This is a genomic window from Granulicatella sp. 20925_1_45 (assembly GCF_041433555.1).
In the GTDB taxonomy this organism is placed as follows: Bacteria; Bacillota; Bacilli; order Lactobacillales; family Aerococcaceae; genus Granulicatella.
This window is the reverse complement of record NZ_JAPWBR010000001.1, coordinates 121806-141428: the sequence shown is the minus strand read 5'-3', so window position 1 is coordinate 141428 and position 19623 is coordinate 121806. Positions and strand designations below refer to the sequence as shown.

At 40.3% G+C, this 19623-nt stretch carries 18 protein-coding genes; 9 read left to right on the top strand and 9 right to left on the bottom strand.

The window, feature by feature from the left end; genetic code table 11:
- Window positions 1-8: 8 nt before the first annotated feature.
- Genes O3798_RS00770 through O3798_RS00755 form a run of 4 tightly spaced genes read left to right on the top strand, consistent with a single transcriptional unit; the run spans window position 9 to window position 3743 of the window.
- Complete coding sequence (locus O3798_RS00770; RefSeq protein WP_371446270.1) at window positions 9-971, top strand: N(4)-(beta-N-acetylglucosaminyl)-L-asparaginase; 963 nt, start codon at window positions 9-11, stop codon at window positions 969-971.
- Window positions 968-2104: a Sapep family Mn(2+)-dependent dipeptidase gene (locus O3798_RS00765; protein ID WP_371446269.1), complete on the top strand. Its 1137-nt coding sequence runs from the start codon at window positions 968-970 to the stop codon at window positions 2102-2104. Before O3798_RS00770 ends, O3798_RS00765 begins: the two co-directional genes overlap by 4 nt.
- A complete protein-coding gene (locus O3798_RS00760; RefSeq protein WP_371446268.1) occupies window positions 2101-2850 on the top strand; it encodes a copper homeostasis protein CutC in 750 nt (249 codons plus the stop codon). Before O3798_RS00765 ends, O3798_RS00760 begins: the two co-directional genes overlap by 4 nt.
- Window positions 2847-3743 (top strand): haloacid dehalogenase-like hydrolase, encoded by an 897-nt coding sequence (locus O3798_RS00755; protein WP_371446267.1) that lies wholly within the window; start codon window positions 2847-2849, stop codon window positions 3741-3743. The genes O3798_RS00760 and O3798_RS00755 overlap by 4 nt, the downstream gene beginning before the upstream one ends.
- A gap of 215 nt (window positions 3744-3958) precedes the next feature.
- Here O3798_RS00755 and cbpA read toward each other — a convergent pair whose 3' ends face one another.
- The gene (gene cbpA / locus O3798_RS00750) at window positions 3959-4597 is read right to left on the bottom strand and encodes a cyclic di-AMP binding protein CbpA (protein ID WP_371446266.1); all 639 of its coding nucleotides are present in this window, start codon (window positions 4595-4597) and stop codon (window positions 3959-3961) included.
- A 250-nt stretch (window positions 4598-4847) separates the two neighbouring features.
- Between cbpA and O3798_RS00745 the strand changes: the two genes are divergently transcribed.
- The 3 genes from O3798_RS00745 (at window position 4848) to O3798_RS00735 (ending at window position 8750) form a co-directional block, all read left to right on the top strand.
- Complete coding sequence (locus O3798_RS00745) at window positions 4848-6221, top strand: hemolysin family protein (protein WP_371446265.1); 1374 nt, start codon at window positions 4848-4850, stop codon at window positions 6219-6221.
- 420 nt (window positions 6222-6641) lie between these two features.
- Window positions 6642-7688 carry a DUF2971 domain-containing protein gene (locus O3798_RS00740; RefSeq protein WP_371446264.1) on the top strand — a complete coding sequence of 349 codons (1047 nt, stop codon included), beginning with the start codon at window positions 6642-6644 and terminating at the stop codon, window positions 7686-7688.
- A gap of 39 nt (window positions 7689-7727) precedes the next feature.
- Entirely contained in the window at window positions 7728-8750 is a 1023-nt protein-coding gene (locus O3798_RS00735; protein ID WP_371446263.1) for a hypothetical protein, read from the top strand.
- Between the two features lie 117 nt (window positions 8751-8867).
- Here O3798_RS00735 and O3798_RS00730 read toward each other — a convergent pair whose 3' ends face one another.
- Both O3798_RS00730 and O3798_RS00725 read right to left on the bottom strand, forming a co-directional pair.
- A complete protein-coding gene (locus O3798_RS00730; protein WP_371446262.1) occupies window positions 8868-9392 on the bottom strand; it encodes an ECF transporter S component in 525 nt (174 codons plus the stop codon).
- 4 nt (window positions 9393-9396) lie between these two features.
- Window positions 9397-9795 (bottom strand): DUF4430 domain-containing protein, encoded by a 399-nt coding sequence (locus O3798_RS00725; protein ID WP_371446261.1) that lies wholly within the window; start codon window positions 9793-9795, stop codon window positions 9397-9399.
- Between the two features lie 151 nt (window positions 9796-9946).
- Between O3798_RS00725 and O3798_RS00720 the strand changes: the two genes are divergently transcribed.
- Entirely contained in the window at window positions 9947-10747 is an 801-nt protein-coding gene (locus tag O3798_RS00720; protein WP_048713722.1) for a formate/nitrite transporter family protein, read from the top strand.
- Between the two features lie 220 nt (window positions 10748-10967).
- On the opposite strand, the gene O3798_RS00715 is transcribed toward O3798_RS00720, so the two are convergent.
- From O3798_RS00715 to O3798_RS00700, 4 genes are all read right to left on the bottom strand, one after another.
- Window positions 10968-11969, bottom strand: a complete 1002-nt coding sequence (locus O3798_RS00715; protein WP_371446260.1) for a hypothetical protein — start codon at window positions 11967-11969, stop codon at window positions 10968-10970.
- A 440-nt stretch (window positions 11970-12409) separates the two neighbouring features.
- Complete coding sequence (locus O3798_RS00710) at window positions 12410-13420, bottom strand: hypothetical protein (protein WP_371462520.1); 1011 nt, start codon at window positions 13418-13420, stop codon at window positions 12410-12412.
- Window positions 13421-13836: 416 nt separating this feature from the next.
- Window positions 13837-14841, bottom strand: coding sequence for a hypothetical protein (locus O3798_RS00705; RefSeq protein WP_371462518.1), 1005 nt, complete (start codon window positions 14839-14841; stop codon window positions 13837-13839).
- Window positions 14842-15005: 164 nt separating this feature from the next.
- Window positions 15006-16040 carry a hypothetical protein gene (locus O3798_RS00700; RefSeq protein WP_371462516.1) on the bottom strand — a complete coding sequence of 345 codons (1035 nt, stop codon included), beginning with the start codon at window positions 16038-16040 and terminating at the stop codon, window positions 15006-15008.
- 315 nt (window positions 16041-16355) lie between these two features.
- On the opposite strand from O3798_RS00700, the gene O3798_RS00695 reads away from it, so the two are divergent.
- A complete protein-coding gene (locus O3798_RS00695) occupies window positions 16356-17972 on the top strand; it encodes a peptide ABC transporter substrate-binding protein (RefSeq protein ID WP_371446064.1) in 1617 nt (538 codons plus the stop codon).
- A 131-nt stretch (window positions 17973-18103) separates the two neighbouring features.
- On the opposite strand, the gene O3798_RS00690 is transcribed toward O3798_RS00695, so the two are convergent.
- Window positions 18104-18667 carry a GNAT family N-acetyltransferase gene (locus O3798_RS00690; RefSeq protein WP_371446066.1) on the bottom strand — a complete coding sequence of 188 codons (564 nt, stop codon included), beginning with the start codon at window positions 18665-18667 and terminating at the stop codon, window positions 18104-18106.
- Window positions 18664-19512 carry a helix-turn-helix domain-containing protein gene (locus tag O3798_RS00685; protein ID WP_371446068.1) on the bottom strand — a complete coding sequence of 283 codons (849 nt, stop codon included), beginning with the start codon at window positions 19510-19512 and terminating at the stop codon, window positions 18664-18666. The genes O3798_RS00690 and O3798_RS00685 overlap by 4 nt, the downstream gene beginning before the upstream one ends.
- Window positions 19513-19623 lie beyond the last annotated feature (111 nt).

Sequence of the window (19623 nt, the reverse complement as noted above, 5' to 3'; positions counted from 1 at the left end):
GACAGAGAATGTGGGGTATGATTGCGACATGGAGAATGGCGCTCGAAGGAATCCAGAAGGTGACCCCGAATTTAGAAGCGGGCGGGACGGCAGGAGATGCTATTGAAGGCGCGATTAAAGAAGTGGAGGACTTCCCTTACTTTAAATCTGTTGGATATGGCGGACTTCCAAACGAAGAGATGGAAGTGGAGTTAGATGCCGCTTATTTAGATGGATCAACGTTTGATTTCGGTGCGGTCTGTGCCTTAAAACAGTTCGCCAATCCAATCTCGGTGGCGCGGGCCTTGAGTGCTTATAAAGTGAATAATGTGCTTGTCGGAGATGGAGCAGTAGCTTTTGCGAAGGCTCATCATTTCGAAGAAAAAGACATGCTGACGGACCGTGCGAAGATTCATTTCCATAATCGATTGAAAGATATTGAACGCAAACAACTCACGCCGTATGCTGGACACGATACGGTTGGTATGGTGGGATTGGACGCATCTGGAGATATGGTCGCAGGGACCTCAACGAGCGGACTCTTTATGAAGAAGCCGGGTCGTGTAGGAGATTCTCCTTTTATCGGATCTGGATTATATGTCGATAGCACGATTGGTGGCGCGACGGCGACGGGTCTTGGGGAAGACTTGATGAAAGGCGTGATTTCGTATGAAATCGTCCGTCTCATGAAAGAAGGCCTTTCTCCGCAAAAGGCGTGTGAAAAAGCCGTGAGCGACCTTGCAGAACGATTGAAGAGAACGCGTGGCGAAGCAGGAGATATTTCTGTAGTGGCCATGAATGCCAAAGGAGACTTTGGGGCAGCTTCCAATATCGAGAACTTCTCATTTGTTGTTGCCACAAGTACACTAGCGCCAACGGTATTCCGTGTGCATCCACAAAGTGATGGCACGATGCGACATGAATTAGCGACAAAAGAATGGCTTGAAGCGTATTTAGAAGAGCGCATGAAGCCGTTGGAGGTCAAAGAATGAATCAAGAAGAATGGATTGCAGAGTTGAAAGGCATTCAACCTGCACTCTTTGAAGGGCTGCGACGAATGGTCGCCATTCCAAGTATTCGAGGCGAAGCAGAAGATGGTGCTCCATTTGGCAAGGGGCCTAGACAGGCGCTTGATGAAGTGCTTGCGATTGCGAGTGAACTTGGATTTCAAACAAAGAATATCGATAACAAGATTGGATACGCACAGTACGGAGAAGACCGACCAGATGGCGCGTACTATGGCATCTTCGGGCACGTGGATGTGATGCCGCTTGGAGAAGGATGGATTTCTCCAGCGTTAGACCTTACCGTTCGTGACGGAAGACTCTACGGACGCGGCACATTGGATAACAAAGGGCCTATTCTATCGAACCTATATGCGTTATATGTGTTGAAGGAAAAGGGTGTGACCTTTGATAGACCGGTGCGGATTGTCTTTGGGACGAATGAGGAGACAGGATTTGGATGCGTGAAGCACTATTTAACGAAAGAAATTCCTCCGACATTCGGGTGGACGCCAGACTGTAAATGGCCAGTTGTCTACGGCGAACGCGGTCGTCTCAGAGTACGATTGTCTGTATCCTCGGATAAAGTGTCCGGATTGTATACATTTGCCAACGAAAAACTGCTCCATACAAACCATCGCGGGGAAGAATTGGGCATCGCCTATGAAGATAGTGACTTCGGGATGATGCAACTGAGAGGAGAAACGTTTGGAGTGGAAGACGGTCGTCATTATGTCGAATGGACGATGTGCTACCCAGCGAGTTGCACAAAAGACGAGTTGATTGAGAAAATCAATGCGCATGTACCAGAAGGTGGCGTGCTAGACGTGATTTCTCATTGGGACCCAGTGCTTTATGACAAGGATTCCGCCTATGTGCAAGCCTTGCAACAGGTGTACACGGATATCACGCAGAGCGATAGCGTTCCAGTGACGACAACGGGTGGAACCTATGCCAAAATTATTCCAAATATTATCGCGTATGGGCCAAGTTTCCCAGGGCAAAGAGATATTGCGCATTTGCCAAACGAATGGATTGGGATTAAAGACTTAGAAACAGACACGATTATTTACGGATTAGCGCTACTCGCATTGTCGCGCATGAAAGAAGGGACGTTATGACAGTAGAAGTATGTGCTGGAAGCATCGCAGACTGCCAGATTGCAGAGCGTGCTGGTGCTGACCGCATTGAATTGAATAGCGCGCTTTTCTTAGGAGGATTAACCCCAAGCATCGGAAACTTGCAAAAAGTGCTCGATTCTGGAGTGAACCTTCCGATTGTGTGCATGGTTCGTCCTCGTGGCGCAGGCTTTTGTTACACGAAGGAAGAATTCGAGAGCATGCTCATCGATGCAAAACTTTTATTAGAAGCGGGTGCGAAAGGATTAGCGTTTGGATTTCTATTAGAAGACCGGACGATTGACTGGAACCGTACGAAGCAGATGATTGAGTTGTGTCAGAAATATCATGCCGAGAGTGTGTTCCATAAGGCGTTTGACCTTGTGCCGGATGTGAATAGTGCTATCGAGGGCTTAATCAAACTTGGATGCACGCGCATTTTAACAGGGGGACAACAGGCGCACATTGAAAAAGGAATTCCGCTCTTAAAAGACTTGCAAGCTCGCTACGGAAGTCAGATTGAACTGCTTTGTGGCGGCGGTGTTACCAAAGAAAATGTACAACACTTAATGCAGGAGACGGGGATTTCGCAAATCCATGGAACGTTTAAGACGTGGAAGACGGATCCGACGACTGCAGGCGAGGGGCTCAGCTATGCCTATCATGAAAATGGAGATTACGAACAGACGGATGAAGCGTTGTTGAAAGAAGTAGTGGCGCTTGTTCGTGGACAGGAGGAAACGAAATGAGTAAACGATTGTTAAATTGTGTGGCCAGTGATTTCAGAAAAATGACAGGAAAAGAATTGAAAAAGGCGATTGAAGCTGCAGAAGGAAGAACGGTGTGCTGTGAAACGGTATGCTCACGTCCAACGATGCTGAATGAATTATCGAACGCAGAAATCGCAAAGGCGTTCGGTGGAGACATGGTGCTCTTGAACGGGTTTGACTGTATTGATCCACTGATTTATGGTGCTGAAGAAAGTGAAAATCCAGTCCAACGCGCCAAAGAACTGAGTGGATTGCCAATCGGGGCGAACTTGGAGCCAGTGGATATGAATGCAGAAATGCTAGAAACACGTATCGAAATCTCACCAGGGCGTCAATGTACGGTAGAAACAGTGAAACGTGCGGAAGAACTTGGCCTTGACTTTATCTGCTTAACGGGAAATCCAGGGACAGGGGTAACGAATGAAACGATTGAAGCGTCTCTTTCCATGGTGAAACAACATTATTCAGGGCTTGTAATTGCTGGAAAGATGCACGGGGCAGGCTCGAAGGAACCTGTGATGAACGTGGACATCGCGAAACGTTTCATTAAAGCAGGGGCCGATGTGATTCTTGTTCCAGCGGTTGGAACGGTGCCAGGGTTTACAGACGTAGAACTGGTGGAAATTGTGAAAGTGGCGCATGCCAACGATGCACTCGTGCTTTCTGCAATCGGAACAAGCCAAGAAGGTTCTTCAAGAGAAGTCATCGAACAAATTGCTATCCGTAATAAAGTTGCCGGTGTGGATATTCAACATATCGGGGACGCAGGATACGGCGGTTTAGCGACAGTGGAAAATATTTACGCATTGTCAGTTGCGATTCGAGGAATTCGTCATACAGTAGCTCGTATGGCACGCTCAGCGGTTCGATAAGAAGGAAAAAAAGAACAGCACACTAGCTTAAGGCTGGTGTGCTGGTTTTTTGTGTTCTGGCGTTCTGCCTGTGAAGTTGAGTTCGGTCTCGTATCCTAGTAGTTGAGTTCGCAAAAGCAGAGACTCAAGCCTTTCTTGCTTTGTCCGCACGACTTTACAAGTCGCTTACGGCAAAGCTCGAACCGTCATCGTCTCTGAGCGCTTTTGCTCACATCCTAGTTGTTTTGTAAATCTTCCACTTCCGCGACTGAGTAGTCTTTCTTTTCGAGGTTGTCGATGATTTGTTGTAGGGTGTCTTTTGTTACGCCTGCTGGCAATGTCACCAAGATACGACGTAAGCTTTTATCTTTCTCAGTATCGATGGTCATTACGTTCGCGATAGAAGCATACTTGTTAATGACTTTAGAGATATTCGCAAGTGCGCCTTTTTCACCGCCAGAGATGATGGTTAATACGTAAGAACCGTTTTTCACGTTCCATGATTCTTGAAGCATGCCAAGTAAGCTGCTGTGTGTCAAGATTCCGTAGAAACGTTGTTGTTTATCTAATACGGCAATGTAAGGTAATTCTTTAATCGTGAAGAACACTTTGAAGAAAGAGCTATCCACGCTGATGAATTTAGTCGAGTTTTTAATTAAATGAGTAACTGGAAGACTCATATCTCCACCGTTTGCTTTGTGGCGATAGATATGCATTTTATAAATATTTCCTCTAAAGAACGTTTCCGTTTCATCTAATACAGGAACACAGCGGTACCCTGATTCTTCTAAAATCTTAATCGCTTCTTCTAACGTGCATGATTCTTTAACGACCGTTAGACTCTTTTTTGGAACTACAAGAGATTTTAATAACATACTCATTCCTCCTTGAGATTGGTTTCACTACAATAGTACCACTTTTTAGGCAAATTGTAACTAGAAAAGTTAGGAAACGATGAGAAAATGGAAAGAATCTATCTGAAAAATGCATTAGAAAGGGTTTTAAACATTAAAGAACCATTACAAAACAGTACTAAATCTTGATTTTTCAAAAAAAACTGATATGATATCTCTATACCATTCATAGAATAGGTAAAATCTATAGTTAAAAGGGGTTAACAAAATTATGACAGCTGATTCAGATGGGAGTTCGCTGGGAGTCCAGATCTTAATCATTGTATTATTAACTGCATTAAATGCATTTTTTGCCGCAGCGGAGATTGCGTTCGTGTCTATCAACCAAGGGAAAATGGCACAAAGAGCGCAAGAAGGAGATAAAAAAGCAATTAAAGTAATGCGCTTGTTAGAGAATTCAGATGAATTTCTCGCAACAATTCAAGTAGCGATTACGTTTGCAGGATTCTTCTCGAGTGCGTCTGCCGCAACAAGTTTCTCTTCACGAATCCAACCATTATTAGGAAACATTCCTGGAGCCGAAACATTTGCATTAATTATTGTGACGGTCGTTCTATCATACCTCACTTTAGTTTTTGGGGAATTATATCCAAAACAAGTGGCGTTACAAGTGGCAGAACCGATTGCATTAAATACTGCAGGAATTATTTTGTTTGTCAAAAAGATCTCAAAACCATTCGTTTGGATTTTGACGTTCTCAACAGGATTATTAAAACGAATGACACCAATTGAATTTACTAAGGTGGAAGAAAAATTAACACGAAGCGAGATGAAGTCTCTACTTGCCAATAGCCGTAACGACGGAGCGATTGATATTTCCGAGTTTGCGATGATGCAAGGGGTACTTTCTCTAGATACGAAGCTTGCTCGTGAAGTGATGGTTCCTCGTACGGATACGTTGATGCTTGATGTCGACGATGAGTTAGCGGAGAACTTAGAGATTATCTTGAATTGCTCCTATTCACGTCTTCCTCTTTACGAAGAAGATAAAGATACGGTTATCGGGGTCGTTCACGTGAAAGATGTCTTCCGTGCTGCAAGAGAGCAAGGATTTGACAATATTGACTTACGTGCCTTAGCGCATGAGCCAGTATTCGTTCCATCAACGATTTTCGTGGATGATTTATTAGTAGAATTTAGAAAAACTCGTCAACACTTAGCGGTATTAAAAGATGAATACGGCGGGGTTGAAGGGATTGTTACATTAGAAGACTTGATTGAAGAAATCGTCGGAGATATCGAAGACGAATACGACGAAGAAGAAAAAGAAGTCGTAGAAATCGACGAAAACAATTCGGTGATTGATGCCGGAATGTCGCTCGACCGATTCAATCAAATTTATCAAACGTCATTAGAGTCTGATGAAGTGGACACAATGGCGGGTGCAATTATCGAGAAGCTTGGCTACTTCCCAGATGATGATGAGGTAGTGAAAGTGAGATTCGAAGGGTATCTGTTACAACCGACAGAAACCGAGAATGATCGTATTCGTAAGATCCATGTCATAAAACTTTCTGAGGAAGAACTCGAGCAGATTCGTGCTGAAGAAGGCGAAACAGACGAAACCTATGAAGATAATGACTAATCAAAGGAGGGGGCAACCCCTCCTTTTTTTGTGTGCTGAAAGTGCTAAAAATAATAAAAGTAGACTTGCGTCTATCTTTCAGATTCCTCGGATGTCTTCATAATAGTCATAATGGGGCACCGGATTGAGCCAAGGTCTCCAATCATACCAAGCTTCAAACTGCCTCTAGGAAATGAATTTCCAGAGTCAGTAATTCACATTGGTTGCACTTCCCCAATACGACTATTATGGAATCCGGGAATCTTCCAGATAGACTATTTTTTTGAGTATACAAAGAAGAAGGGAGCCGCCTTTGTATGTTTATAAAAATGAGTCTTCTTTTCGTAAAGGGAAAGGTGCTTGGAACTTTGGGGAGTTTTGTGCATGGTTTATGAGGATGTTTAAACCGATAGAAAGAAATGATATACTTTCAGTGAGGAGGTGGGGTTGTTGAAAATCATTTTAAAAGAGGACATTGAGCTGTATCGTTATTTGATTGCTAAGGCGACATTTTTACAAACGCATAAAGAGTACCGATTGGTGGAATCCTTCTTAGATAGTAATTGTTTTTTAGTAGCCAACCGCAAAACAAGAGAGAAAGTGTTTGTGTCGCTGTTTAAACAACCGACGAAAGAATCGATTGACCTAGAGTGTAAAAAGGTTGTATATATTCAAAATGCGAATACGAAGATTCCGGAAGGGTTTGACGTAGAAAAGGCGGATAAAGAGTTCAATGACCAACTCGCCAAGAATATTCGACTGGGTTTTTTAGCACCAGATCAGTTAGTCGAGCAGTTTCAAGGGGTCTTTAAAGAAGACGTTGAGACGTATTTTAATAAGGCAGAAGCAGCAATTCGAGAAGAGCGGCAAGTTTTTGTGAAGTACTATGCCAAGGAAACCATTGATGAGAATCCGTATCAGGTGGTGGAAGGGAATGTGTCCTTTAGCCATCCGAAGCATTTCAATGACCCGTTTGACTGTAATTGCTACTACGCGGATGGTCATTCGATGATGGATTTCTTCCGAGTATTTTGCTTTACGCACGCTGCAGATAATATTTTAATGTGGTCTTATTACGCCAATAGTCACGCGGGTTATGCGCTTGAGTATTCATATGCGAGTCTTTTGGATAAAATCCATTCCTTGAAGGTAGACGGACTCTGTGTATACGGCCCGGTGGAATATATTGATAAACGTCCGAACACGAGAAGCAATAGCAATCAATTCTCGTATTCGAATCTGAATTTCTATATTAAGGCGACCTTTGCAAAATTCAAAGAGTGGCAACACGAGAGAGAATACCGTATCGTGTGCATTTTGGATGAAAACACAGAAGACGCCCGAGAAGTTCTGGGAGATTGGGTGGTCATTCCACAAGTGGATGTCGTGCAAGGCTACGCTGGATGTAACAATGCAAAAATCAAAGTAAAGGCGCAGTACCCCGTCCGAAAATTAGAAAAAGATATATTGAATTATCAACTAAAATAAGTAGTCGTCATTTGAAAATTATCAAAAAGGAGTATGACAATGAAAAAAACAAAAAAATTATTAGGGATGCTTCTAGCGTTAATGTGTGTAGTTGTTTTTGCTGCATGTGGAAACCTTGGAGCAGAAGAAGTCGCACAGTATGATTTAACATCCCAGGGAATAAAGGTACTGTCTAATAAAGGGAACGTCTATTATATTGGTAGAGGCGTTCAAATGGAGAATTACGATAAATTTACCGAATCTCTAACGAAATATATTGAAAATGTGAAACAAGTAGTATCTTCAGAAGTTTGGATTGATAATAATAACGATTTGTATATCGGAGAAGGTGGCGAACCGAAAAAAATCGGTAGCAATATCGTTATGGCATCCGGAACTCAAATGGGACTCTTAGCAGTTGATAAGGATGGTTACTTGTATGCTTATGGGATAAAACCATATAATGGATTCGACAAAGATTTCAAAGAATTAACGAAAATTGAAGATGTTAAAGATGTCGTCAAAGTATCATCGATGGGAGATTCAGCTTGGAGATTCTTTACGTTAACGAAGGACGGAACTGTTTATTTTAAGCAGTATGACGGGGAATTTACAAAGATAATGGATAATGTGAAAGATATTCAAGGTAGCTATTTTATTGATAAACAGGATGTTGTATATCTTTGGAATACTAAGGGTATCGTTAAGATGGCTCCAAAGCTACAAATCAATTTGCAAAAAGATATAGCAAATACCGTGCTTCTTGAGAATAATACGATCTCGTATTATGCAGGGATCGGAGTAAAGTTTGATAAGGATGATTCGAAGATAGAGCAGCTCTATAATCATTATCCTAAAGATATCAAACAGGTGCTGTTCGTTAATTATCCAGGAGACTCGAAAGAAGACAGGGTTATCAATCTAAAATTAGTATATGTAAATACAAAAAATGAAATTGTTCTGTACGGAGTGCACAATGTTTATGACGCAGAAGGGACAGTGGATGTCAATACAAAAGTGTCAAGGAGTTTAGACGACGTGTCTAAGATTTGGGAATTTATTCGAAATCCGGAAAAGAATTAATAAGCGTTCCTTATGATCCCTACTATGAAGATATCCGTAAAGATTTTAAATCATCATTTATAAAGAAAAAAACAGACTTAAAACCAACCTTTTACAAGGGAGATTTTAAGTCTGTTTTTATTTTTGTAGCATTTTGAATGGATTTAGTTTCTCGAACAGTGGAATCAATAAGATCCAGAATACGACATTTCCGATGGCGTGGTACGTATCGAATAGAACGCCGTTTAAGTAGTAAATCCAGAAGTTCAGACCGGGCATGCAGTATACCCAGAAAATCGAGATAATAAAGCCATATAAGTAGCCCATAAGTCCTGCAAAGATTGGAAAAAGAATCCAAGCTAGGCGCGGGAATTGTTTTCTTTTTCTCCACAACGGACGAAGAAGCAATGCACAAGTGCAGACGAGGGCAAAACTAATCATCTGATAGAGCGTCCACGGCCCCATTCCTACTAAAAGGTTGGAAATCAACATGGAGATGCTCCCAATAGCAACACCGTACAAAAGGCCAAGCTCTAGCGTAATCCAAATGACCACAACGGTAATCGGTTGAACATTTGGAAGTGAGAGAAGTCCAAGTCTTCCAATCACGCAAAAGGCTGATAGTAGGGCGATAAGGGTGATTTTTTTAGTTGAATTGACCATCGGACTATTGAAGTTTATTGAGTTTCCAGTCGATGACGTCGCCTGCTTTTAGGATGACTTCTTTTGCACCGACAGGGCTCATCGTACCGTTCACGTCGAATAACCAGTATTTGTTTTCGGCTGGGACTTGTTCCACACCGTTAATAGAAGAGATAAAGCCGTCTTTCTCAACGATTTTTAGTTGTGCTTTCATCACGTCTAGAAGATTATCGCCTTCTTTGAAGGTAAGGGTGAACGGGCTACCTTCAATGGCTTGTCCGTCTTTTGTGATGTTGAGTGTCGCTGTTGTCGATTGCGCTGCAGTTGTTGCAGTGGTTGTTTCCGTAGTCGTTGTTGTCGTTGGGGCTTGTCCACACGCTGTTAAGAAGAGTGCAGTCGCCAAAATTCCAATAATTTTTTTCATGAGAATCTCCTTTAGGCTATTTTAATCAGCCCTCATTCTAACAATCTTCATAAAACTTGTAAAGGACTTTTTGCCAAAAACAATAGAAAAGACTTTGCATTTGTGATAAAAATGGTATACTAAAGTGTAATTAATTTTTAGGAGGAATGTTATGGAACACACGAGTGAGTTCAATACAAAACTTGAAAAAGCATGTCAAAAAAAGGAGGCACTTTTTGACGAGAGTAAAATGCGTTATGCACTACGTTCAATGTTTGCAGGTGCATTTTTAACGATGAGTACAGCTGCAGGAGCTCATGCAGCACAAATTATAGCTGGATTAAACCCTGCGCTAAGTAGATTTACTTTTGCATTTATCTTCACTTGGGGATTAGTTTATGTTGTATTTTTAAATGGAGAGTTAGCTACTTCAAATATGATGTTCTTAACAGCGGGAGCTTATCAAAAGCATATTAAATGGTCTAAAGCAATTGCTATTTTATTCTATTGTACGCTATTTAATTTAGTTGGGGCCATGTTTATAGGAGCGTTATTCGCAAATAGTTCAGCATTTAACGGAATCAATGCAAATGAATTCATAGCAAAAGTTGCTGAATTGAAATTGTCTCGTTCAAACGAACTAATTTTATTAGAAGGTATTTTAGCAAATGTCTTTGTTAACGTAGCAATTCTTTCGTTTATTTTAATCAAGAGTGAAGAAGCTAAATTATGGATTGTTATTTCTGCAATTTTTATGTTCGTTTACCTAGTAAATGAACACGTAGTGGCGAATTTTGCATCGTTCTCTATCGTGAAATTCTCACCCGTTGGAAACTCAATCGATGCCTTGAATTGGCTAAATATTATTCGTCATTGGTCAGTATCATTTGTTGGGAACTGGATTGGTGGAGGAATCTTAATCGGGTTAGCTTATGCATTCTTAAACCGTACAAAAACTTCATATGTTGATTAATCAAAAATGAATATTGTAAAGGAAAAGAACCGCCATAGAGAAAATGGCGGTTCTTTTTTGGGTGTATTTATCTTTTTAGGTTGGATGTCTCACATCCGGAGTTGAACTCGAAAAGGCAGAAACGACGTCCACTTCGACAAATATCCGCACAACTGCAAGCAGTCCCTTGCGTTATTTGTCTCCAGTGATTCGTTTCTAAGCGCCTTTTCTCGTATCCTTGTTAGAACGGTCTCTTGCTTTTGTTTTCGAAGCCTAATAGGATGTCTGGGAATTCTTGGCTTACTGCATAGAAGAATGGTTGTAGTAAGTCATCTGTTTCGTCCCCAACGTTCTTAATGAGTAGAGAAGTTTTCTTTCTACGGTATGATTTGTCGTTCGTTAGAAGGATTAATTGAGAAGTACGGCTAACCGTCATTCCGTAAGATTTTTGAGTGTAAATGTAGTGGTAAATTCGCTCAGCTTTTGTTAAGTCGTATACTTGGAAATTCTTGTATGTCGCAAGTAGGTGGTGTTTGTATAAAACGATTCCTAATTGATTATCAACATAAGTAGCATCTTCTAATACAGAATCCATAGAGTAGTTTAATTCTGGATAAGCACTGTATAATTCGTTATACGCTTTGTCTTCCCCTTTACGTGTTGCAAAAGCACTGTAGAAGAATACAAGAGCAATAATTCCAGCAATACCAGCAACGATATACGCGAATTGACGGTCTTTGTCAAATTCGTAAACAGATACGTAATATTCTGTTTCTGCTAGTTTTGAAATGTTTTCGTTCTCGCTAATGGTTGCTTTAAATTCAGAAGTGTAGTTACGGACAGCACCGTCTGCACCTGATTTACGCATTTTAGCTGCTACGATGACAGGGTTTGCTACAAGATCATCGGTTGATTTTAATTTTTCAATTAATTTATCGCCCTCTTTAACTTCGAGACTTGCATATCCAAAGTCATCGTTATCTGTTTTAGTGAACTCGATTAAGTATAATTTTGTACCTCCATCGATAGTAGCGATAGGATTTTCTGCGTAGCCTGTAATTTTAACAGCAGTAACAGCTTCGTCTTTCATTGGGACTTCACCGAAGATGTTCCCTTTATTGTATAAATTGTCGGCTGTTTGGTAGAACTGGAAGAATCCTAGCGCTCCAAGAGCAACGATGATGGAAAGAACTCCAGCGATAATGAGGCCGACAAAGCCTTTAGTATTGCGTTTTTCAATCATGATTATTCTCCTTTAATATGGGTTGTATGATAGATATAATATACCACAAACAATTTTGAACTGCAAAATAAATTTTTCACTTTAATGGAGAGAATTTATTGGATTTGCGTATAAAAAACCGACCCGCATTGCGAGTCGGTTTGGTGGTTTTAGCTTCTGTCTTTCTGCCTAGTCGAGCTCGGGCTCACATCCTTGTGAAGTCGAGCTCGCCATCGCAGAAATGGCGTGCGTTTCCCGAAACGTCCGCAGAACGTTTCACGTTCCTTCCGGCGTTCCGGTCCAACGTTCCATTTCTGAGCGCGATGTCTCACATCCTGTAGTTGAACTCGAAAAGGCAGAAACGACGTCCACTTCCCAGAATAGCCGCACGACTGCAAGCAGTCCTTTGCGTTATTCTGGTCCAGTGATTCGTTTCTAAGCGCCTTTTCTCGCATCCTTAATTAGAATGGTCTATTATTTTCATATCCTACTGCTACGTTAGGGAATTCTTGGGCCACAGTTTGGAAGAATGGTTGTAAGAAGTCATCGGTTTCTTCCCCAATATTATGAATGGCAATCTTCGTTTTCTTACCACGGTATGATTTGTCATCTGATAAGAAGATAAGGAATGAATCAATGTTTGTTGTCACTCCATATTTCTTGTGTGTTACTTGATAGTGGTAAACGCGATTTGCTTTTGTGATGTCGTATACTTCTAATCCGCTCCAAGTAGTGAAGAAGTGGTTCTTGTAGATGTATACAAACATTTCATCGTCGACATAAGTTGCATGTGTTTTTAATAAATCCAAGTTGTCACGTAATTCTGGGTAAGCAGCGTAAATTTCATCGTAAGCCGCACTAACTTTTCTACGTTTCCAGAAGGCTAAACCAACAAATACAAGACCTGCGAGTGTAAGACCAGCAGCGATGATTAATTGAGTTTTTTGAGTAGATGATTTGTCAGAAATAGATAAGTAGTCTCTATATTCAATCTCTTGTTCAATTAAATTATAGCTTTTGAAACCATTGAGCATAAGATCATCGTAGTTTTTAATAGCTCCTTTGTTTCTAGAAGAGTCCACAAGGGTAACGGCCATTATCTCAGGGTTATCTGGTAAAGTACTATTCTTTGCAACTAATTTTTGAGCAGTCTCTTTATCGAGTTCAAGACCTACATAAGCGTATTTTTTTTGGCCATTTGACTCTTTACCTTCATCTTCATACTCAATAATGTATACGTATGAACTTCCTTTATCCACTGTAATTACAGGGTTAGCTGTAATTTGTGTAATTTTGACAGCCAGTTGTTCGCCATCCTTTGCAGAATAGTGAGTAAAGAATTTATTGTCCTTTACCAATGTATCAACGTCTACTTTCTTGAGAGCGAAGAAAGCAAGGACAGCAGCTGCAATTAATAAAATTACTCCGAAATAAAATCGGATATTAAAACCGTGGTTACGATTTTCTGTCATAAAATAAAAACTCCTTTGCAATAATATTATTTAAATTAACAGTACTCTAGATAATGATTTTTTGCAAGTTGATTCTTAATGAAAATGAAATAAAAACGGACTCGCACTGCGAGTCCGTTTCTAGTTTCTGTTATTTTGTTTAGGTGAGCGATGTTTCGCATCCTGTGAAGTTGAGTTCTTACTCACATCCTATGAAGTTGAGTTCGGACTCACATCCTAGTGTAGTTGAGTTCGCAGAAATCACTTACGCTTGTGATGACTCTTCATAATTATACGCATCTACTTCGGCGCAGTGGTTTATTGACATTCTTTTCATCACTCGTGATTCAAGAATGTCTAATAAACTTTGCGGGCGAAAGACTACGAAGCAAAAAAGACTCGCACTGCGAGTCTTCTTTTAGCTTCTGTCTTTCTGCCTAGAACGGTCTATTATTTTCATATCCTACGGCAGTGTCAGGGAATTCTTCAACAACTGCACGGAAGAATGGTTGTAAGAAGTCATCTGTTTCTTCACCGATGTTCTTAATTTCAATTTTCTTCTTCTTACCTTTGTATGATCTGTCGTCTGATAAGAAGATTAGGAATGATTCAATGTTCGTTGTGATTCCATATCTCTTGTGTGATAACTGATAGTGGTAAACGCGTTTTGCTTTTGTTAAGTCGTATACTTCTAAGCCGCTCCAAGTAGTGAAGAAGTGGTTTTTGTAGATGTATACATATGTTTCGTCATCCGCATAAGTAGCGTTTGTACGTAGTAAATCTAAGTTGCCACGTAATTCTGGGTAAGCAGCGTACATTTCGTCATAAGCCGCACCAACTTTTTTACGTTTCAAGAACGCTAAACCGATAAATACAAGCCCTGCGAGTGTAAGACCTGCCGCAACCATTAATCCACCTTTTTTTGCAGAGCTAGCTTCTGTTTGAGAGAAGTAGAATTGTGTATCTGCACCAGCTTGTAGAAGGTTATAGTTTTTGAACGCTTGAGTAATTAAGTCGCTGTAGTTTTGAATCGCATGTTTATTACGGTATGAATAAATGATTGTACCGTAAACATATTCTGGATTGTCTTGCATTGTATCAGCTTTTGCGACTAATTTTGCAGCATCTTCTTTTGTTAATTCAAGACCAATATAACCAGGTTCTTTTCCTTTTGAAGTACCTGCTTTTTCATATTCAACAATGTAGATATAGGTTTTTCCTTTATCTACTTCGATGACGGGTTCTTTTGAGATATCAGTAATTTTTAGAGCTGATTCTTTATCGTCATTGCTTGAACTGAAGGGAAGAGCTTTTCCGTCTTCATAGATTTTTTTAGCGTCTGGTTTTTGGAAGTTGAAAAATCCGATGACGCAAGCGGCAATAATTAAAATAAGTCCGAAGTAAAAACGAATTCTAAAGCCGTGATTACGATTTTCTGTCATATGATATAAACCTCTTTTCGATAATATATATATAATACAGCTATAATACTCTAGAAAATAGCATTTTGCAAGTGACTTTATTCGAATACTGAAATTATCATATATGGTAATTATCATATATGATAATGTCGTGTTGAAAAAAATAAGGAATCCTAATGGACTCCTTATCTCTTACTTTCTTTTTTAGCCTCAATCTCAATCGTTGGGAAATCTTGACGCAATTTGTCAAAGAATGGCTGTAGATGTGCATCGGTTTCTTCACCGATGTTTTTAATTTGAATCTTCGTACTGCGAACCGCAGCATCTGGATCACTGGTTGAAAATACAAGGTACGACTTCATGAAGCTGCCACCTTCTTCAGGGTAAAATGTTTTTTCAAAGTGGTGTACGCTCTTCGTTTTGTTTAAATCATAAATCTCTAATCCTTTTACAGTAGAACAGAAGAAGTTTTTATAGATATACACGCCTAAGGTATCATCGATATAATCGGATTTATTCAATAATGTAGATAGACGTTTGCCTTTCAACTCTGGATGACTTTCCACTAACGCTTCTGTGTTCTTATATCCTGCAAATAAACTGTTGTAGTATGCCGCAAATTTATGATATTTTTCCGCTAAATACACGAGGGCTAGCCCTGGGATGAAGAGGATAAGGGAGAGGATTAGGAAGAGTTTTTGTGTTTCCTTTCCTGGTTTAATCGATACATAGTTTTGATAACGACGTGAAATTGGGAATTTGATGTATTTTTTCATCGCATCTTGGGTACGATAGCTATAATCCATCACTTTCTTATCGTGAAATTCTGGCTCAACAAAGGTACCCGCAATTTTTTCAGGATGATCTCTTAAGGTATTTCTCTTATCGATTAATTGTTGCGCAGTGTCTTTATCTAGTTCCAGGCCGATGTACTGTGTCGTTTCGTTTCCATGAGAATCTTTTTCTAAATAAGAGACGATATAAAGCGACCATTTTCCAAAGTCCGAGTTTTGGACGGAGTGCTTGTCGATACCGTTCACCTTTAAGATAGAATCTTCATTTTTTACGATATCATTGAGGTTAAAATATTTATTTTGCAGTTGTAATAATGGAACGTTTAGTCTTGTCAATGCAAAAACAAGGCAAAGCATAGCCGCCACGATTAAAGCCACCCCGGGATAAAAACGTTTATTATAACCACGAACGCGATTTTTGTGCATATGGAAAACTCCTTTTTCTTGTTAGTTCTATGGTAATGGAGATGGGAGAGAAAGGCAAGGGGGGAGTTGGTGTTGAGTACTCGAGTTAAGAGTCGAAACTTAAAAAATGTATATGGCAATGTCTTATGGTATTTATACTTTTATGCAAATTGTAATGCCCACACCCAAATCCTTCGCACTGTGAAGGATTTTCCAGTGATTCGTTTCTGACCGCTTTTTCTCGTATCATAGGCATTAAATTTTGGTGGGTAGGGTATCCGTGCTATCATGTTGTTATCGCAAAGGCGATGGATTAACCAATAAAGGAGAATTGTTATGAAAAAATCAACCAAATTATTAATGACGACACTACTTATTTCGTTAGGTTTGGCTGCATGTGGTGGCAATTCAACATCGACATCAAGTAATCAACAAAGTTTAACGATTACAACATTTGGAGAATTAGCAACATTAGATAGCGCGGACTACGATGATGTTCCGAGCTCAGATATGTTAGGGCAAATTTTCGAAGGATTATATCGTGTCGCTAAAGACAATAAAGTTGAATTAGGAATGGCAGCAGAAGAGCCAACTGTGAGCGCGGACGGCCTTGTATATACGTTCAAATTACGTGATGCAAAATGGTCTGACGGAACTCCTGTAACAGCAGGCGACTTCGTTTTCACTTACCGTAAATTAGTAGACCCTAAAGAAGGACATGTGGCGCAATCAGCAGATGTGTTCAAAAACGCGAAGAAAATTCGTTCAGGGGAATTATCTACAGAAGAATTAGGAGTTAAAGCGATTGATGATAAAACATTAGAAATCACGCTTGAAAATCCTGCTCCATATTTACCAAAATTATTAACAGGATCACGTTTCTTACCACAATCTGAAAAAGTGGCGAAAGAAAAAGGCGAAGGATACGGTTCTTCAGCAGATTCAATCGTGACAAACGGACCGTTCAAATTAGAAGGATGGACAGGTTCTGAACTTTCTTGGAAACTTGTGAAGAATGACGGCTACTGGGATGCAGCAAACGTTCAATTACAAAACGTCACTGTGAACGTATCGAAAGAAGTAGCGACTTCTGTTCAATTATTTGACGGAAAACAAGTACAATACACAACAATCAGCGAACAATTCGTTGATCAATACAAAACGCAACCAACGTACCACGCGATTCCAAAAGCAACAATGGGATACATGAGTTTCAACGTAGAACGTAAGATTACAGGAAACAAACACTTCCGTCGTGCGATTGCGATGGCATACGATAAAGCGGCTCTTGTAAACAACGTATTAAAAGACGGCTCAATCGTTTCAAATGGTCTTGTTCCAAAAGGTTTTGCTGAAAACCCAGAAACAGGTAAAGATTACGTGGAAGACCGTGGCGACTTACTCAGCTACAATGTAGAAGAAGCGCAAAAAGAATTAGCTCTTGCGAAACAAGAGTTAGGCATGGACACGATTGAAGTAACATTATTAACGTCAGATGCAGGTAGTGCGAAAGTGGTCGGCGAATATTTACAGGCGCAAATCCAAAAGAACTTACCAGGCGTGACATTGAACATTAAATCAGTGCCATTGAAAAACCGTCTTGAATTACAACGTGCAGATGATTTCGACTTCTTCTTCGGAACATGGGCACCTGACTATCAAGACCCAGTAAACTTCTTAGAACAATACGTAACAGGTGGCGGAATTAACTTCGCGAACTACTCTAGCGAAGCCTACGATAAAGCTGTTGCTGAAGTGAAAACAACTTACGCAACGAAGCCAGCAGAACGTTACAAACAAATGATTGCGGCTGAAAAAATCGTGATGGATGATGTGGCTATCGCTCCAATCTACCAAGCAAGCCAAAGCTACTTACTTGCTGAAAACGTAGAAGGATTCGAAGTACTTCCATTCGGACGTACAATTAACCTCCGTCAAGCCTCTGTAAAATAATCATAGAAGCAAAAATAAGAGACTCGAAAAATTTCGAGTCTCTTTTTCGTTTTGTAAAAAAGCAAAATGTAATATATAAGTTACATTTTAACAATTCTCTCTTTGAACGATTTTGTCCAAAGAGGGATTTTTTATAAGGCTTTTGTCATATGGTAATACGGATGACCACTTAAGATGCGTTCGCTCTCAGGCGTGTAGCCTAGTTTTTCGTATAATTTATAGGCCTTCGTATTCTCCTTCTCGCAGTTGAGGGCGATTTTTGTGGCCCCTTGTTGGCGCGCTAAGTTTTCTACTTCGACCAATAATTTACGGCCGATTCCAATGCGACGATATTTGGGATAGACCGCTAAAATATCGATGTACCATTCGCCAGGCATCGTCTCCTTATCCTCGTAGAGCGGGAGTTGATGCGGGGTATTGTAATCCTCGTACAATCGGTGGAACGGGTCGTCAATCGCGTCTTCTAAGTGTCCGTGGTAGCCAAAGATGGCCCCGGCAACTTTTCCGTCATGAATATAGACGAGCGTGTTCTTTAGCCCGTAGCGAAACTGATCGTCGAGCATGGCTTCTTCTAGCATCGCGTAGAGCATTTCTGGGCTCGTATGTTCCAGAATCGGCAGTTCCATATCTTGCATAATCAGTTCAATCAGAGGGATGATTTGTCGTCGCTCATCGCGCTTAGGTTGTCGAATCATTGCTGTACTCCTTGAAATTGTTCCCGATAATCCGTTGGCGAAATTCCCGTGCTCTTACGGAATTGTTTTGAGAAATACGTTGGAGTGGTAAACCCAACAATATCCGCCACCTGTGAAATCGAGTAATTCGTTGTTCGTAGTAAAATTTTACTTTCCTTAATACGGATGGCAATTAAATATTCCATCGGAGACATGCCGATTTCTTTCTTGAAGCTGTGTGAAATATAGAAACGACTCAAGTGCGTCATCGAAGCGAGGTCTTCTAGCTGGATACTTTCGTGATAGTACGTTTCTAAGTAGTGCTTGATAAACGAAATATCCTTTGTCGCCTTGCTTTGTTTGCCGACTTCAAGGTCGAAGTGTTGGTGACGTAAGATTTTGATTAATAAGATTTCTAATAAGTTGTGGCATACTAATTCATAGCTCATCGATTGGGAAGTGGCCTCTTGTACCATCGCATTCAAATAACGCAAGATGTCTTTTTGCTCATCTCGCAAGTTGAAGAATGAAAATGGATGTCCACCTTCCGAGACAGGCGTTAAGTTTGAGAAAGAGAGCCCATTAATGCCTAACACAATATATTCCAGCGGTTCATCTGGAGAAGATAATTCTGTATGTTCTACTTGCGGATTGATAATGACAAAGTCGTTTGGTTTTACAGGAAAACGTTGACCTTGAATATTAAACTCGCCTTTTCCGTCTACAACGTAAAATAATTCCGTAAAAGGGTGCGTATGGAGCGTACTATGCCAGTCGCTGTCATATTTAGATTTTGTGATAGATTCCAATTGAAACGATAAGCTCTTAATATCGGATTCCATCATTAAATAACGTTCATTGCTCATTGTCTAACCTTTCTATTTCTAAAGAGAGTTAAGAATATTATACACGTTAGGGAAAACGGTATCAATCTTAAACGTTATATAAATTTTAAGTGAAATATTTAATAACAGTTA

Bases quoted from the DNA above. Each gene is read 5' to 3' on its own strand.
- O3798_RS00770 (WP_371446270.1), top strand. From the start codon at position 9: ATGTGGGGTATGATTGCGACATGGAGAATGGCGCTCGAAGGAATCCAG.
- O3798_RS00765 (WP_371446269.1), top strand. From the start codon at position 968: ATGAATCAAGAAGAATGGATTGCAGAGTTGAAAGGCATTCAACCTGCA.
- O3798_RS00760 (WP_371446268.1), top strand. From the start codon at position 2,101: ATGACAGTAGAAGTATGTGCTGGAAGCATCGCAGACTGCCAGATTGCA.
- O3798_RS00755 (WP_371446267.1), top strand. From the start codon at position 2,847: ATGAGTAAACGATTGTTAAATTGTGTGGCCAGTGATTTCAGAAAAATG.
- cbpA (WP_371446266.1), bottom strand. From the start codon at position 4,597: ATGTTATTAAAATCTCTTGTAGTTCCAAAAAAGAGTCTAACGGTCGTT.
- O3798_RS00745 (WP_371446265.1), top strand. From the start codon at position 4,848: ATGACAGCTGATTCAGATGGGAGTTCGCTGGGAGTCCAGATCTTAATC.
- O3798_RS00735 (WP_371446263.1), top strand. From the start codon at position 7,728: ATGAAAAAAACAAAAAAATTATTAGGGATGCTTCTAGCGTTAATGTGT.
- O3798_RS00730 (WP_371446262.1), bottom strand. From the start codon at position 9,392: ATGGTCAATTCAACTAAAAAAATCACCCTTATCGCCCTACTATCAGCC.
- O3798_RS00725 (WP_371446261.1), bottom strand. From the start codon at position 9,795: ATGAAAAAAATTATTGGAATTTTGGCGACTGCACTCTTCTTAACAGCG.
- O3798_RS00720 (WP_048713722.1), top strand. From the start codon at position 9,947: ATGGAACACACGAGTGAGTTCAATACAAAACTTGAAAAAGCATGTCAA.
- O3798_RS00715 (WP_371446260.1), bottom strand. From the start codon at position 11,969: ATGATTGAAAAACGCAATACTAAAGGCTTTGTCGGCCTCATTATCGCT.
- O3798_RS00710 (WP_371462520.1), bottom strand. From the start codon at position 13,420: ATGACAGAAAATCGTAACCACGGTTTTAATATCCGATTTTATTTCGGA.
- O3798_RS00705 (WP_371462518.1), bottom strand. From the start codon at position 14,841: ATGACAGAAAATCGTAATCACGGCTTTAGAATTCGTTTTTACTTCGGA.
- O3798_RS00700 (WP_371462516.1), bottom strand. From the start codon at position 16,040: ATGCACAAAAATCGCGTTCGTGGTTATAATAAACGTTTTTATCCCGGG.
- O3798_RS00695 (WP_371446064.1), top strand. From the start codon at position 16,356: ATGAAAAAATCAACCAAATTATTAATGACGACACTACTTATTTCGTTA.
- O3798_RS00690 (WP_371446066.1), bottom strand. From the start codon at position 18,667: ATGATTCGACAACCTAAGCGCGATGAGCGACGACAAATCATCCCTCTG.
- O3798_RS00685 (WP_371446068.1), bottom strand. From the start codon at position 19,512: ATGAGCAATGAACGTTATTTAATGATGGAATCCGATATTAAGAGCTTA.